Source organism: Jatrophihabitans sp., from assembly GCF_051960575.1.
GTDB lineage: Bacteria > Actinomycetota > Actinomycetes > Mycobacteriales > Jatrophihabitantaceae > JBQCEE01.
Genome location: NZ_JBQCEE010000099.1, coordinates 1 through 13369 on the forward strand (window position 1 = coordinate 1; position 13369 = coordinate 13369).

The 13369-nt window shown below is 72.5% G+C and carries 18 protein-coding genes and 1 pseudogene; 16 read left to right on the plus strand and 3 right to left on the minus strand.

What is annotated here, in order from left to right:
* Nucleotides 1-592 (minus strand): annotated as a pseudogene (locus ACTHMS_RS05170) (lactonase family protein); the annotation flags it as partial.
* 150 nt (nt 593-742) lie between these two features.
* Here ACTHMS_RS05170 and ACTHMS_RS05175 point away from each other — a divergent pair.
* From ACTHMS_RS05175 to ACTHMS_RS05195, 5 genes are read left to right on the plus strand one after another with little or no spacing between them, the layout of a single operon-like run.
* A complete protein-coding gene (locus tag ACTHMS_RS05175) occupies nt 743-1384 on the plus strand; it encodes a sigma-70 family RNA polymerase sigma factor (protein WP_440305605.1) in 642 nt (213 codons plus the stop codon).
* Entirely contained in the window at nt 1381-1617 is a 237-nt protein-coding gene (locus ACTHMS_RS05180; protein ID WP_440305606.1) for a hypothetical protein, read from the plus strand. The genes ACTHMS_RS05175 and ACTHMS_RS05180 overlap by 4 nt, the downstream gene beginning before the upstream one ends.
* A 32-nt stretch (nt 1618-1649) precedes the next feature.
* Nucleotides 1650-2744, plus strand: coding sequence for an ion channel (locus ACTHMS_RS05185; RefSeq protein WP_440305607.1), 1095 nt, complete (start codon nt 1650-1652; stop codon nt 2742-2744).
* 46 nt (nt 2745-2790) lie between these two features.
* Complete coding sequence (locus ACTHMS_RS05190) at nt 2791-4260, plus strand: MFS transporter (protein WP_440305608.1); 1470 nt, start codon at nt 2791-2793, stop codon at nt 4258-4260.
* The gene (locus ACTHMS_RS05195) at nt 4257-4667 is read left to right on the plus strand and encodes a MarR family winged helix-turn-helix transcriptional regulator (RefSeq protein WP_440305609.1); all 411 of its coding nucleotides are present in this window, start codon (nt 4257-4259) and stop codon (nt 4665-4667) included. The genes ACTHMS_RS05190 and ACTHMS_RS05195 overlap by 4 nt, the downstream gene beginning before the upstream one ends.
* A gap of 94 nt (nt 4668-4761) precedes the next feature.
* Here the strand turns inward: ACTHMS_RS05195 and ACTHMS_RS05200 are convergent, their stop codons facing one another.
* Complete coding sequence (locus tag ACTHMS_RS05200; protein ID WP_440305610.1) at nt 4762-4989, minus strand: hypothetical protein; 228 nt, start codon at nt 4987-4989, stop codon at nt 4762-4764.
* 207 nt (nt 4990-5196) lie between these two features.
* Here ACTHMS_RS05200 and gvpO point away from each other — a divergent pair, with 207 nt between their 5' ends.
* From gvpO to ACTHMS_RS05255, 11 genes are all read left to right on the plus strand, one after another.
* Nucleotides 5197-5487 (plus strand): gas vesicle protein GvpO, encoded by a 291-nt coding sequence (gene gvpO / locus ACTHMS_RS05205; protein WP_440305611.1) that lies wholly within the window; start codon nt 5197-5199, stop codon nt 5485-5487.
* 5 nt (nt 5488-5492) lie between these two features.
* Complete coding sequence (gene gvpJ, locus ACTHMS_RS05210; protein WP_440305612.1) at nt 5493-5840, plus strand: gas vesicle protein GvpJ; 348 nt, start codon at nt 5493-5495, stop codon at nt 5838-5840.
* On the plus strand, nt 5827-6567 hold the full coding sequence (locus ACTHMS_RS05215; protein ID WP_440305613.1) for a GvpL/GvpF family gas vesicle protein: 741 nt from the start codon (nt 5827-5829) through the stop codon (nt 6565-6567). The genes gvpJ (ACTHMS_RS05210) and ACTHMS_RS05215 overlap by 14 nt, the downstream gene beginning before the upstream one ends.
* Nucleotides 6564-6755, plus strand: coding sequence for a gas vesicle protein GvpJ (gvpJ, locus tag ACTHMS_RS05220; protein WP_440305614.1), 192 nt, complete (start codon nt 6564-6566; stop codon nt 6753-6755). The genes ACTHMS_RS05215 and gvpJ (ACTHMS_RS05220) overlap by 4 nt, the downstream gene beginning before the upstream one ends.
* The gene (gene gvpK, locus ACTHMS_RS05225) at nt 6752-7021 is read left to right on the plus strand and encodes a gas vesicle protein GvpK (RefSeq protein WP_440305615.1); all 270 of its coding nucleotides are present in this window, start codon (nt 6752-6754) and stop codon (nt 7019-7021) included. The genes gvpJ (ACTHMS_RS05220) and gvpK overlap by 4 nt, the downstream gene beginning before the upstream one ends.
* The gene (locus tag ACTHMS_RS05230; RefSeq protein ID WP_440305616.1) at nt 7018-7473 is read left to right on the plus strand and encodes a gas vesicle structural protein GvpA; all 456 of its coding nucleotides are present in this window, start codon (nt 7018-7020) and stop codon (nt 7471-7473) included. Before gvpK ends, ACTHMS_RS05230 begins: the two co-directional genes overlap by 4 nt.
* A 3-nt stretch (nt 7474-7476) precedes the next feature.
* The gene (locus tag ACTHMS_RS05235) at nt 7477-8226 is read left to right on the plus strand and encodes a GvpL/GvpF family gas vesicle protein (protein ID WP_440305617.1); all 750 of its coding nucleotides are present in this window, start codon (nt 7477-7479) and stop codon (nt 8224-8226) included.
* 32 nt (nt 8227-8258) lie between these two features.
* On the plus strand, nt 8259-9194 hold the full coding sequence (locus tag ACTHMS_RS05240) for a hypothetical protein (RefSeq protein ID WP_440305618.1): 936 nt from the start codon (nt 8259-8261) through the stop codon (nt 9192-9194).
* A gap of 17 nt (nt 9195-9211) precedes the next feature.
* Nucleotides 9212-10306, plus strand: coding sequence for an SRPBCC family protein (locus ACTHMS_RS05245; protein WP_440305619.1), 1095 nt, complete (start codon nt 9212-9214; stop codon nt 10304-10306).
* Nucleotides 10307-10584: 278 nt separating this feature from the next.
* Nucleotides 10585-11529: an SDR family NAD(P)-dependent oxidoreductase gene (locus ACTHMS_RS05250; protein ID WP_440305620.1), complete on the plus strand. Its 945-nt coding sequence runs from the start codon at nt 10585-10587 to the stop codon at nt 11527-11529.
* Nucleotides 11530-11560: 31 nt separating this feature from the next.
* Entirely contained in the window at nt 11561-12913 is a 1353-nt protein-coding gene (locus ACTHMS_RS05255; protein WP_440305621.1) for a GDSL-type esterase/lipase family protein, read from the plus strand.
* Nucleotides 12914-12926: 13 nt separating this feature from the next.
* Here the strand turns inward: ACTHMS_RS05255 and ACTHMS_RS05260 are convergent, their stop codons facing one another.
* Nucleotides 12927-13367 (minus strand): MarR family winged helix-turn-helix transcriptional regulator, encoded by a 441-nt coding sequence (locus ACTHMS_RS05260; protein ID WP_440305622.1) that lies wholly within the window; start codon nt 13365-13367, stop codon nt 12927-12929.
* Nucleotides 13368-13369 lie beyond the last annotated feature (2 nt).

Genomic DNA, 13369 nt, shown 5'->3' on the forward strand with positions numbered 1-13369 from the left:
GCCCCGGCGTGTGGGTGAATTCGGCAGCGCCGGTGGTCACGGGCAGTCCGAGCTCGCGGTGCCACGCGGCGACCGGCTCGAGACGACCGCCGCGGACGGCGTAACCCTGGATGCTGCCGCCTCCACGGGCGTTGAGTACGAAGACGCGGTTGCCGTCGGCGGTCACGCTGACGGGGAAGCTGCCTGCGGTGTCGACGATCTGGCGACGCGCGAGCGTCGTGCCCTCGACCCCGAAGACGGTGAGCGTGTCGCTGCCCGGGTTCACCGCGAGCAGCTCGCGGTGCCGCGGCAGGTACCCGAGCGCCCCCTGCGACGCGGTGAAGTCGACGGCTGCCCCGGCGAGCCGGCCACCGAGCCCGCCGGTGTCGTACTGCGCCAGCCGGGTGAGGCCGCCGTCCGCGGCCCGCCGGTACGCGACGATCTGGTTGCCGTCGAGGGCGTCGTTCTGGACGAAGACGGCGCCGGCGCGGTCGTCGGACGACAGGTGGTGCGCCGAGACGGGGGACGCTGCGGCGGGGCCGGCCGCGACCAGCGCGGCGACGGCGGCACCGGCGGTGCCCGTGAGCACGGCGGTGAGGGACTTCGGGATCATCGACGAGGCCTTTCGGTGAGGGTGGTCGATGCCACGTCGACGGGTCGGTCCCGTCGACACCCGAGTCCGCGTCCCGTGCGCCGTCGTTCTGACCCGACGGCGGCCGCTCGTAAGGGCGCGGTAATGCGGTGCGCTGTTAGCGTCGCTGCCGTGGACGACGAGCAGTGGCTGCCCTCGCTGCAGGCGTCCGGCGCGGTGCGGGACGAGGCGGTGGCCGAGCTCCACGGGCTGCTGCGGCGGGCGGCGCACCGCGAGCTCCGGCGCCGGGCAGGTGCGGTCGGTCTCGGTGCCGCCGACCTGGACGACCTCGCCGAGCAGGCGGCCGACGACGCGACCCTCGCCGTCCTGACGAAGCTGGGGACCTTCCGTGGCGACAGCCGCTTCACCACCTGGGCCTATGCCTTCGCGGTCCTCGAGGTCAGTGCCGTCATCGGGCGGCACCGGCGCACGCTCGGCGACGTTCGTCTCGACGCCGAACAGTGGCAGACGCTGCCCGACCGCTGGGGCGCGACGCCGGCGGACACGGTGCATGCCCACGAACTGGTCGGGCTGCTGCGGCAGGCGGTCGACACCCTGTTGACATCGCGGCAGCGGCGGATCTTCGTCGCGATCGTCGTCGACGGCGTGCCGCTCGACGTCCTGACCGCCGAACTCGGCGTCAGCCGCGACGTGGTCTACAAGTCGGTGTACGAGGCGCGCCGGCGGATCCGCGAGCACTTCACCGCGAGTGGCTACCTCGCGGCCGGACGGGACGCCGCAGACAGCGTCGACGCCGTGGAGGTGGTGCGATGACCGGCTGGACCCCGCTCGACCGCTTGCTCGAGGTGGATCCGCGCGACGCCGGGTGCGCGCACGCAATGAAGGTGCTCGCCGCATACGCCGAACTGGAGGCGACGGAGGGCCGCGACGCGGCGTCGGTCGCCCATCCAGCGGTCGCGGCACATCTGCGCGCCTGCGGCCCGTGCCGCGACGACCTCGACGGGCTGCTGTCACTGCTGCGTGAGCCGCCGACCGAGGAGACGTGATGACGAGGTAGCGCACCGGGCAGACCACCGCCGTGGATCTTCTGCTGCGTCTCGTCGGGATCGTCCTGCTGCTCGCCGTCGCGCAGGACGTCTTCCAGACGGTGCTCTTCCCGGCGTCCGGACGCGGGGTGCTGCGCAAACCCCTCGAGGCGCTGGTGTGGCGGCTCTTCCGGCGCGCGGCGCTCTGGACCCGTGGCCGCACGCAACGCAGCGTGCTCGCCTACTGCGGGCCGGCGCAGATCGCGGTGCTGCTCGCCGTCTGGTTCCTGCTGCTGGACGCGGGCTGGGCCCTGATCTACCAGCCGGCGCTCGGGCACGGCATCCGCGCCGGATCGGGGCCGACCGACACCGGTTGGGCGACGGCCTTCTACTACAGCGGGTTCCTCATCACGACGCTCGGCACCGGTGACTACGTAGCGGCGACCGGGCTTTGGCGCACGCTGGCCATCGTCGACACGGCGAGCGGCTTCGTGACGATCAGCATGATCATCACCTACTTCCTCAACGTCTACGGCAACCTGACGACCCGCAACGCGTTCGCCCTCGGCGTGCACCACCGCACCCGGCAGACCGACGACGCCGCGCGGTTCGTCGCCGGGCTGGTGGCCGACGCCGACCTGCCCGATGCGCGCGGCTACGTCAACGACACCGCATCGGTGCTGCGCGAGGTGCTGCAGAGCCACCTCTCGTACCCGGTGCTGCGCTACTTCCACTACCGCGACACCTACTACGCGCTGCCGCGGATGCTGCTCACCCTGCTCGACGCCAGGTCGATCATCGGTGCGGCGCTCGACCAGGGGCGGTATGCGGGCATCGTCAGGTCGTCGGCGCTCGACGAACTCGACCAGGCGGCGGATGCGCTGCTGGCCGAGCTGATCCCGCGTCCACCGGTCATGGCGTTCGACCAGGCCGACCGCGACCGGTGGGGAGTGCGGTTCGGCAACGCCGTCCGGGTGCTGCGCCGCAGCGGCATCGAGGTCGACGGGTCCGACGTCGCCCTGCACCGGTACGTGGCCGACCGCGCGACGTGGGAGCCGCGTCTGCGTCACCTCGCCCGGGTGACGCTCTACCGCTGGCCGGACGACCCGACGCCGCCGGACGACGACGAGGGTGACGTGCAGCTCTGATACACCGATTCATTGTGTGGCTATCATCGTTGTAGTCACACAACGAATGGGGGACCGCGTGCCCGTCCTGAGCCGACGCCGACGCCTACTGGTGCTGGCGACCTGCTGTCTCAGCCTGCTGATCGTCGGCATGGACAACACCATCGTCAACGTCGCCCTGCCCTCGATCGCCCGGTCCTTCCACGGCACGGTGGCCGACCTGCAGTGGACGGTCGACGCGTACACCGTGGTGCTCGCCGGCCTGCTGATCCTCGCCGGGTCGACGGGCGATCGCTTCGGTCGCAAGCGCACCTTCATGACCGGGCTGGTCGTCTTCGTCTCGGGGTCGGTGCTGTGCAGCCTCGCGCCGGGGTTGGGCTGGCTCATCGCCTTCCGCATGGTGCAGGCGGTGGGCGGATCGATGCTGAACCCGGTCGCGATGTCCATCATCACCAACGTCTTCACCGAGCCGAGGGAGCGCGCGCAGGCCATCGGCGTCTGGGGCGGCGTCGTGGGCCTCAGCCTCGGGCTCGGTCCGATCGTCGGTGGCGCGCTCACCGACGGCATCGGGTGGCGCTCGATCTTCTGGATCAACGCCCCGATCGGCCTCGCGGCCTTCGTGCTCACGGCGTTGGTCGTGCCCGAGTCGCGCGCGGCCCGCGCCCGCCGGGTCGACGCCGTCGGGCAGGTGCTCGTGGTGGTGCTGCTCGGCGGCCTGACCTACGCGATCATCGAGTCGCCGCGCGCGGGCTGGACGTCGCCCGAGGTGCTGGTGCCGCTCGTGCTCGCACTGGGCGCACTCGCGGCGTTGCTCGCCTACGAGCCGCGGCGCACCGAGCCGCTCATCGAGTTCCGCTTCTTCCGCAGCATCCCGTTCGCCGGTGCGACCGTCACCGCGGTGTGCGCCTTCGGTGCCTACTCGGGCTTCCTGTTCCTGACCACGCTCTACCTGCAGGACGTGCGTGGTCTCTCGCCGCTGCACGCCGGGCTGGTGACCGCGCCCATGGCGGTGATGGTGCTGGTGTGCGCGCCGCTGTCCGGCCGGCTCGTCGCGGCGGGTGGTGCGCGGCGCTCGCTGGTCGCCGCCGGTCTGCTCATCGCCGCCGGCTCGTTGATGGTCGTCGGGCTCTCGGCGTCCACGTCGCACTGGCTGCTCGTGGCCGCGTACGCCGTCTTCGCGGCGGGCTTCGGGCTGGTCAATCCGCCGATCACCAACACCGCCGTTTCGGGCATGCCGCGCTCGCAATCGGGGGTGGCCGCGGCCTTCGCCTCGACCAGTCGGCAGGTGGGTGCGTCCCTCGGCATCGCCGTCATCGGCTCGATGATCAATGCGGGCACCGGCGGGCCGGTCGGCACCGGGCTGGTGTCGCGGTCGCACGCGGCCGTCGTCGTGGTGGTCGGCTGCGGCCTCGCCGTCGCAGTGCTGGGGCTGCTCACCACCACGGCCGCCGCACGCCGCAGCGCGGTCAGGACGGCCGCCGAACTCGGCGACGCCAGCGTCGAGCGGCTCGACGACGCCCGGGTGGCGGCCGCATGAGCGACGACGCCGCGGTACGGGTCTGGACGGCCATGCGCACCCTCGTGCTCGACCGCAACGACCGTCGCGCCGAGGTGGCGGCCCGGCTCGGCATGAGTTTCGTGCGGGTCAAGGCGCTGCGGCATGTCGCGCACGCGCCGATGACCATGCGCGAGCTGGCGGCGCTGCTCGCGATCGACGCGCCGTACACGACCGTCGTCGTCGACGACCTCGCGCAGCGCGACCTGGTCGAGCGCCGCACCGACCCGGCCGACCGGCGCCGCAAGATCGTGGTGGCGACCGCGGCGGGCAAGCGCCTCGCCCGCACCGCGCAGCGCATGCTGGACGTGCCACCGCCGGCGCTCGCCGGGCTGCCCGCCGACGACCTCGCGGCCCTCGACCGCATCCTGTCCGCCGCGCTCGAGTGAGCCGCCGCCGAACCTGGAGTTACCGATACCGGTGTTCACGTGACACGGTGATCGCGCATTTCCCGGACGTTTTCCTGGTCATTTCCGTGACGCGTCATCCGCTCAATCGCAGCACCCGATGCACCAACTGCATGCTGGGGTAGCGATCCTGGCGGACCTTCTCGAGCAGCACCTCGACGAACTCCTGTCGCTCGTGGCCGACGAGGTGCTGCTCCAGCAGATCGAGCTGTTGCGTGCTGGGATAGCGGTCCTGACGCACCTTGTCCAGCAGGGCGCCGAAGACGGCGTCGTGCATGGCGATGCGTTCGCTCACGTCCTTCACGGCGTGCTCCTTCTGGCAGTTCGAGTGCGCCAGCAGGTACCCCGCAAATGCATCAGATAAACGGTACTGGCGCAAAGTTGTCAGAAATTCGTTGTGGGTGCGAGGACGTGGGTAGCGTCCGAACTGCGCCGGCCAACATGCGCCGCGCACCGCAGCCAACAGGTGCTGCTGAGCGACCCGTTCGGGGGAAGCTCCAGGAGGAATCTCATGACGGCCCAGCCGGATCGGGCGCATCGCCGCGCCCTGCCGCTGCGCAAGCTGGTCGGCCACGCGGTCGGCGAGTTCTGCGAGCTCACCGGGCAGCCGGCCGACCGCGTGTCGGGCGTGCGGCGCACCGACGACGGATGGTCGCTGCTCGTCGACGTCGTCGACGTCGAGCGGGTGCCGGCGACCACCAGCGTCCTGTCGACCTACCGGGTCGACGCCGACGCCGACGGCGCCGTCATCGGCTACGAGCGCATCCGCCGCTTCACCCGGGCCTCGACGGACGGGCGGTGACGGCGATGGAACCGACCCCGATCAGCAGCATCGGCCGCGGAGCCGGCGCGCCGGGGGTGCGCCGTCCCGACGGCGGCAGCGGTTTGGCCGACGTGCTGGAACGCGTGCTCGACAAGGGCGTCGTGATCGTCGGCGACGTCGGCGTCAACATTCTCGACATCGAACTGCTGACGCTGAAGATCCGGTTGCTGATCGCCTCCGCCGACACCGCCCGCAGCATGGGCATCGACTGGTGGACCACCGACCCCTTCCTGTCGAGTGACGCCCGCCGCGCCCAGGACGAGGTCGAGCAGCTCCGCCGCCGCGTCGCCGAACTCGAGCAGGGACGCGGTGATGACCATGACCGGGATTGACAGCCCGCCGGCGAGCGGGTGCCTGTACCTCTACGGCATCGTCGAGGTGACGGCGGCGACGCCCGAGCTGCTGCTGCGCGGCGATCGGCTGGTGGTCGTCCGCTCCGTCGGCGCGCTGTGCCGTGACCTCGACGCGAGCGCCCTCGACGACCTGACCGACGACTCGGGCGCGGGGCTGCTGCGACTGGCCGAGCAGCACGACGCCGTGCTGCGTCGGCATGCGACGGCCGGCGCAGTCCTGCCCGTCCGTCTCGGCACGCTCTACGCCGACACCGAGCGCGTGACCGCGATGCTGCACGCGTCGCACGACCAGCTGCAACAGCAGTTGCGTGCGTTGCGAGGACGGGCCGAATGGACGGTGCGGGTGCGCTTCCCGACTGCCGCGGCACCGGCGGCGCCGATGGGCCGAACCTCCGGCCGCGACTACCTGCTGCAGCGCCGCACCGCGCGCCGGGCGGTCGAGGACGAGCGGGCGCGCCGCGAACGGATCGTGGCACAGCTGGACGAGGAACTGCGCGAGCTGTCCGACGACGTGCGGACGCGACGGCGTGGCGCCGAGGCCGCCCACGTCGCCTCGTACCTGGTGCCGCACGAGGCGGCGGAGGCGTTCGCCCGCCGGATGACGGAGGCGGCCGCGACCCTGGGTGGCGAGGGTGTCGAGGTCGTGCTCGACGGACCCCTGCCGGCCTGGTCGTTCGCCGACGTCCGGCTCGAGGTGCGCCGATGACGAGTGTCATGACCAGCGACGGCGAGCGGGTCGGGCTCGACGGGCTCGTCGGCGCGCTCGATGCCCTGCTCGCCATAGGGGTGAGCATCGCGGGCGACGTCATCATCAGCGTCGCCGGTGTCGATCTCATCCGGCTCGATCTGCGTGCGCTGCTCGCCGGCGTCGCCGCCGTCGAGGATCCGTCATGACCCGCGCGGCGCCGGTGCGCATCGATCTCGCCGCCGACGACGTCGGCCGCGGGCTCGCCGAACTCGTGCTCGTCGTGCTCGACCTGGTGCGCGAGCTGCTCGAACGACAGGCGATCCGTCGGGTCGACGCCGGCGATCTCACCGACGACCAGATCGAGGCGCTCGGCTCGGCATTGCGCGACGCCGCCGAACAACTGCAGACGTTGCACCGCGCGGTCGCCGGGCCGTCGCGAACCCCGTCCCGACCACGAGAGGAACGACCATGACCCAGGCCCTCGCCAACCGTGCGCCGCACCCGAGCGGGCTGGCCGATGTGCTCGACCTGGTGCTCGACAAGGGCATCGTCATCGACGCCTACGTCCGGCTGTCCCTCGTCGGCATCGAGATCCTCACCCTCGACGCCCGCGTCGTCATCGCCAGCGTCGACACCTACCTGCGCTTCGCCGAGGCAGTGAACCGCCTCGACATCCAGCCGTCCGAGCAGGCGCAGGGGCTGCCCGGGCTGGTCGGCCAGCTGCAGGAGTCGGGCGCCTCGCACAAGACGAAGGGCGCGCTCAGCGGCATGAAGGACAGCGCGAAGGAGGTCGTCTCGTCGCTGCGCGGTGACGACGGCGACTCGGGCCGGTCGAACGGGTCCGGCTCGAACGGCAACGGGCGGCCGCGCAGCGAGGCACGCCGACCGTCGAGCGAGCGGCGTGCCCGGTCGGACAGCGACTGACCGATGCTCTACGTCTACGGCATCGTCCGCGGCGGGCACCCGGCACCGACCCGGGTGCGCGGCATCGACCATGCGCCGATCGAGGTCCTCGACGGCGGGCCGGTGGCCGCGCTGGTGTCCGCGATCGACGCGTCCGAGGTCGGTGACGAGGCCGCCCGGACACACCTGTACGTGCTCATCGCCGCCCTGGACGACGGCCCCGTGCTGCCGGTCCGGCTCGGGACCGTGCAGCCCGACGAGGCCGTCGTGCGCTCGACGACGCTCGGGGCGTCCGCGCCGGAGTACGCCGAGTCGCTCGACGCGCTCGACGGCCTCGTCGAGGTCCAGGTCGACGCCGACGACGACGAGGCGGCGGTGCTGGCCGAGCTGGCACCGCGGTACGCGTCCTTCGGGGCGTCCGGCGATCTCGCCGACCGCATCGAGACCGGGCACCGGATCGCCGCCGCAGTGATGGAGCGACGGCGCCTGCAGGCCGAGGCAGTCGTCGAGCGACTGCGCTCGGTGGCGCGGGACGACGTCGCGCGAGGACAGGTGCGCGGCCCGGAGGACCCGGTGCTGCGCTGGGCGTTCCTCGTGGCGCGTGCCGACCTCGACCGGTTCGACGCCGCCGTCGCCGAGGTGCAGGCCGACTTCCCCGCACTGCAGTTCCGCTCGGTCGGGCCGCTGCCCGCCGCGCACTTCCTCGACCGTCGCACGACGACGGTGCACCAGGCCGCGGACACCTTCCGCGGTTCCGGCTCGTGGGGCTGGTGACCGGCCGGCCCCCAAGGCAAGGAGATGGACGGATGCAGGATCAACTGAAGTTCGGCGCCGCGGCGCTGGGCGGGTACGTGCTGGGGCGTTCCAAGAAGGCGAAGATGGCGATCAGCCTCGCGCTGTGGATGAGCGGCAAGCCGCGCCCGGCCGACATGGCCCGCGAGCAGGTGACGAAGCTGCTCGCGACCGACCAGGGCAAGGAGCTCACCGCCCAGTTGCGCGGCCCCATGCTCGCCGCCGGCCGGCAGGCCGCGCTGTCGGTCTTCGAGGCGCGGGCGGGCAAGCTGGCCGAGACGCTGCAGCAGCGCACGCAGGCGCTGTCGTCGGCGGGCGGCCAGGCCGCAGGGCAGGCCGGCGACACGGCGAAGGACGCGACCGACCGGGCCGGTGGGGCGGTCGGCACGCTGACGAAGCGGCGCGGCAAGGGCCGGCAGGACGAGCAGCCGGAGCAGGACGACGACGAGTACCGCGCGTCGGACGAGGACGAGCGCGACGACCAGGACCCCGACGACCGTGACGACGACGACCAGTACCGCGCGTCGGACGAGGACGACGAGGACGAGGACGAGTACCGCGCGTCGGACGAGGACGAGGACGACGAGGACGACGAGGACTCGGACGAGGACGACGACCAGTACCGCGCGTCCGACGAGGACGACGACGAGTACCGCGCGTCCGACGAGGACGTGTATGAGGACGACGAGGACTCCGAGGAGGACGACGACTCGGATGAGGACGAGTACCGCGCGTCCGCCGACGACGACGAGGACGACGAGGAGGACTCGGACGAGGAGGACTCGGACGGGGACGACGAGGGCCTCTCGGGGGAGGGTGCCCAGGCCCGCGGCTCGGACGAGGACCAGCCGCGGGCCCGGGCCGACCGGTCGCGCCGGGGTGGCTCCGGCACCCGGACGCGGCACGCCCCGGCCAGGTCGTCGCGGCAACGACGCAGCACACCGGCATGACGAGCGAGGAGCGGACCATGGCGAAGGAATCCGGCTCGGGCAGCACCGGGCTGTTGCAGGGACTCAGGAACAGTCCGGCGACGCAGCAGCTCAAGGACCAGGCGCGCGAGTTCGCGCAGGCCCGTTCACAACGACTGTTGAGCGGCGTTGGGGACAAGGTCGCGAACGTCGGCAAGTCGGTCGACCAAGGCGACGGCAAGGCCACCGGGCTCGGGACGGGCGCCAAGAAGCTCATGCAGGGGGACGGCCCGGCGAAGGCCGGGCTCGGCGCGGCGACGTCCGGGCTGAAGGAGAAGGTCAAGGGCCTGGTGGGCAAGGGCCAGGGCGGCGGGAAGGGCCGCTCGGGCATCAAGGCCACCGACATCGAGGAGTCGATCGACGTCGGCGTCCCCGTGTCGGTCGCCTACAACCAGTGGACCCAGTTCCAGGAGTTCTCGCAGTTCATGAAGGGCGTCGAGGGCGTCGAGCAGACGAGCGACACGGAGACGAACTGGCGGGTGAAGGTGTTCAAGTCGCGGCGCACCTGGAAGGCGACCGTGCAGGAGCAGGTGCCCGACTACCGGATCGTCTGGACCTCCGAGGGCGCCAAGGGCTCGACGAAGGGCGTGGTGACCTTCCACGAACTCGGCGAGAACCTCACCCGGGTGCTGCTGACGATGGAGTACTACCCGCAGGGGCTGTTCGAGAAGACCGGCAACCTCTGGCGCGCCGGCGGACGGCGTGCCCGCCTCGACCTCAAGAATTTCCGGCGGTTCCTCGCGATGCGGGGCGAGGCGACCGGCGAGTGGCGGGGCGAGGTGCACGACGGGCAGGTCGTGCCGCCGGAGGAGCAGGAGCAGTCCGACCAGCAGGACCGCCGGCAGCGGTCCGACGGCTCGAAGGAACAGCACGGCTCGAAGGAGCAGAACGGCTCGAAGCAGCAGGACGGCTCCAGGCGTCAGCACGGCTCGAAGCAGCAGCAACGCTCCGAGCAGGGCGACCGGTCCGACGGGGATCAGCGGTCGCGCAACGGCAGGTCGCGCGACGGGCAGGGCCGCCCCGACCGCAACCGCGACGCGTCCGCGAAGCAGGGGCCCGCAGGGGGCCAACGGGAGCGGGTACCCAGTCGATGATCACCCCTAACCGGGACGGCGTCTTCTTGTCACGTCGTCGTGGAGCGTTCAACCGCTGGGTACCTCGTTGGCCTACGCCCTCGCGACACGTCGCAGCCGGACCCCCGCTCCGGGCTGTCGCGGGATGACGGCGTAGTGGGTCGGCGGCGCGCGGGGCGTCGCTCATGGGCCGCAGCCGCTCGGGCCGGTGTCGGGGGAGATCGGAGAGCGGCTGCGGCCACCCCGCTGCGCAGGTTCTGCGCAGTTTGTCGGGGCCCGTCGCCGGGGAGGCTGGGCGCGTGACCGATCGCGTGACCCTGGTCGTCGGTGCCTCCAGCGGCATCGGCCTCGCCACCGCCGAACAGCTCGCCGCCCAAGGCGAGCACCTCGTCCTCGCAGCCCGGAGCATCGAGAGCCTGGCGGACGCCGCTCGGGCGTGCGAGGCCGCCGGCGCGCGCAGCGTCGTCACCGTCGCGGGGGACGTGAACGACGACGAGGACGTGCGGCTCATGGTGGCCCGTGCCCTCGACGGGCACGGCCGGCTCGACGCCGTCGTCCACACCGCCACCGTCATGGCGTACGGCACGATCGAAGCGTTGCCCGCCGAGGTGTTCGAACGGGTCGTCGACACGGCGGTCCACGGCACCGCGCGGCTGGCCCGGCACGTCCTGCCGGTCTTCCGGCGGCAGGGCGCGGGCACGCTCGTCGTCGTCAACTCGCTGCTCGGGTCGGTGACGGTGCCGTCGATGGGCGCGTACTGCACGGCGAAGTGGGGCCAGCAGGCGCTGGTGCGCACGCTGCAGCAGGAACTGGTCGGTGAGCGGGGCATCCACGTCTGCCTGGTGAGCCCCGGCAGCACGAACACGCCGATCTACTACCAGGCGGCGAGCTGGTCGGGACGGCGCGCGCGGCCGCCGTGGCCGGTCGTGCAGCCGGAGACGACCGGTCGGGTGATCGCCCGTCTGCTGGACCGGCCGCGCGGGCACGTGTCCGTCCCGGTCGGCCCGACCAACCCGGTCATCGTCGCCGGCTACCGCCTGCTGCCCGCGGTCTACGACCGCATCGTCCGACCGCTGTTCTCGGTCGCCGCCCAGACCCGCGTGCGCATCGGCCCGACCGAGGGCAACGTGTTCTCGCCGCGCCCGGCGGAGGATCGCCGGCGCGGGCACTGGCCACCGCCGGACGGTTCGCCCCCGGGCGAGGTGTCGCCGGCGTCGCAACAATTGCACAGCGCAAGACCGTAGGGATCACCGTCCGACCGGGAAGGCTTCGGTCGTGCGCCCTGTCCGACGACTGCTCCCGGACGCCGGCGTCATCGTCGTCAGCATCGTGCTCGGGCTCGCGCTCTCGCTGTGGCTGACCCCGATGCAGCGGGTGACGGCGGTCGGGCAGCGCATCGACGTGGGCGTCACTGGGCCGAGCCTGAGCTGGTCAGGCCCCGGCGAACTCGACCTGTTCGGGCAGCGGATCGACACCACCGTCCAGTTCGCCGGCCCGGTGCGCCCCCGGCTGCGGCTGGCGCAGCTGACCCTCGACTCGCAGGTGACCCGCTTCGTGTCGCAGCCGGACGACGCGGCCCGGTCGTTGCAGCACGCCCTCGTGCGGGGCTGGACGCGCTTCTTCCTGTGGCAGCTGGCCGTCGCGGCGCTGTGCATCGCGGCGGTCGCGGCGGCGGTCACCGGTTGGCTGCGGCGCCCGGCGCGGCGGGCGGTGGTCGTCGTCGTGTTCGCGGTCGTGGTGGGGCTGGCGCTCGACGTCGCGACCATCATGGCGACGGCCGCCACGGCCCCGGCGAAGCTGCGCACGATCCGGTCGCTGCAGTCGCTGGTCGGGGGCGCACCGCCGGTCGCGTCCGCGCCGCCGGTCGCGTCCGACGGCTCGACCCAGCAGGTGGCGGTGATCGGCGACTCGACGGCCGCGGGTCAGGGCAACGACCTCGTCGCCGGTGCGACGCCCGACGACCGGGCCTGCCACCGCAGCAGCGTCGCCTTCGCCGAGGTGCTGGACACCAACCCGCACCGCGCGGTCACGAACGTCGCCTGCGGTGGCGCGACGATCGCCGCCGGCCTGCTCGGGCCGCAGCAGGTCGACGGCCGGACGCAGCCGCCGCAGGTCGAGGCCGCGGCGGTGGCGGCTGCCGACGTATTGATCGTCGACATCGGCGCGAACGACGTGCACTGGGACGACATCCTGCGCCTGTGTGCGGTCTCGGCCTCGTGCGCCAACAGGGCCGAGCAGGCGTACCTGCAGCAGCAGTTGAGCCGCTTCAGCCGCGACTACCTCGAACTGCTCTCGCGTCTGCAGACGCTGCCGCGGCACCCCGCCGTGGTGGTGAACCTCTACTACGACCCCTTCGACGGCGACCTCGACTGCCTGTCCGGGGTCGGGATGACCTCGAGCAAGCGGGTGGCGCTCGCCGCCGACCGGGCGGCGCTGAACGACGTGCTGCAGCAGGGGGCGGACGCCGCGGGGTTCCTCACCGCGCGTCCTGACTTCGCCGGCCACGGGGTCTGCGCCGCGACGACGTACGTCCAGGGGCTCGACGCGCCTGCACCGCTGCACCCCAACGCGAGCGGTGAGCTCGCGATCGCGCTGGCCGACGAACGGGCGCTGCGGCGGCGCTCCTGAGCCTGCCCGCGGCTCACCAACCGAGCGCGGCGACCTCGTCGTCCAGGGTCTCGTCCGCCTCACCGGACGCCCGGGCGAACTCGAGCAGGGCGGCGACGAGCTGCTCGCTGCGCTCGTCCGGCATGCGCGAGACGATGCGGCGCAGCTCGGCCCGGCGGCGCACCATCACCTTGCGGACGATCGCCTGGCCCTCGCGGGTCGCACTGACCAGCGTGTACCGGCGATTGCTCGGGTCCTCTCGGCGCGCGGCCAGCTCGACGCTGATGAGGCGGTCGATCATCCGCATGGCGCTGGACGAGTTGACCCCGAGCAGCTCGGCCAGCCGGTGCAGGGGCATCTCGCCGTGCCGGGTGAGCACGACCAGGGTGCGGAACTGCGGCAGCGTCAGCGAGTCGGCGGTGCCGGCCAGCGAGCGTGCCGAGACGCCGACGAGCACCCGGGACGCCGTGAGCAGCG

Excerpts from the sequence above, each read along its gene's own strand:
- gvpO (WP_440305611.1), top strand. The coding sequence starts at position 5,197 with ATGACGGCCCAGCCGGATCGGGCGCATCGCCGCGCCCTGCCGCTGCGC.
- ACTHMS_RS05215 (WP_440305613.1), top strand. The coding sequence starts at position 5,827 with ATGACCGGGATTGACAGCCCGCCGGCGAGCGGGTGCCTGTACCTCTAC.
- ACTHMS_RS05245 (WP_440305619.1), top strand. The coding sequence starts at position 9,212 with ATGGCGAAGGAATCCGGCTCGGGCAGCACCGGGCTGTTGCAGGGACTC.
- ACTHMS_RS05195 (WP_440305609.1), top strand. The coding sequence starts at position 4,257 with ATGAGCGACGACGCCGCGGTACGGGTCTGGACGGCCATGCGCACCCTC.
- gvpJ (WP_440305614.1), top strand. The coding sequence starts at position 6,564 with ATGACGAGTGTCATGACCAGCGACGGCGAGCGGGTCGGGCTCGACGGG.
- ACTHMS_RS05240 (WP_440305618.1), top strand. The coding sequence starts at position 8,259 with ATGCAGGATCAACTGAAGTTCGGCGCCGCGGCGCTGGGCGGGTACGTG.
- gvpJ (WP_440305612.1), top strand. The coding sequence starts at position 5,493 with ATGGAACCGACCCCGATCAGCAGCATCGGCCGCGGAGCCGGCGCGCCG.
- ACTHMS_RS05235 (WP_440305617.1), top strand. The coding sequence starts at position 7,477 with ATGCTCTACGTCTACGGCATCGTCCGCGGCGGGCACCCGGCACCGACC.
- ACTHMS_RS05230 (WP_440305616.1), top strand. The coding sequence starts at position 7,018 with ATGACCCAGGCCCTCGCCAACCGTGCGCCGCACCCGAGCGGGCTGGCC.
- ACTHMS_RS05190 (WP_440305608.1), top strand. The coding sequence starts at position 2,791 with ATGGGGGACCGCGTGCCCGTCCTGAGCCGACGCCGACGCCTACTGGTG.
- gvpK (WP_440305615.1), top strand. The coding sequence starts at position 6,752 with ATGACCCGCGCGGCGCCGGTGCGCATCGATCTCGCCGCCGACGACGTC.
- ACTHMS_RS05180 (WP_440305606.1), top strand. The coding sequence starts at position 1,381 with ATGACCGGCTGGACCCCGCTCGACCGCTTGCTCGAGGTGGATCCGCGC.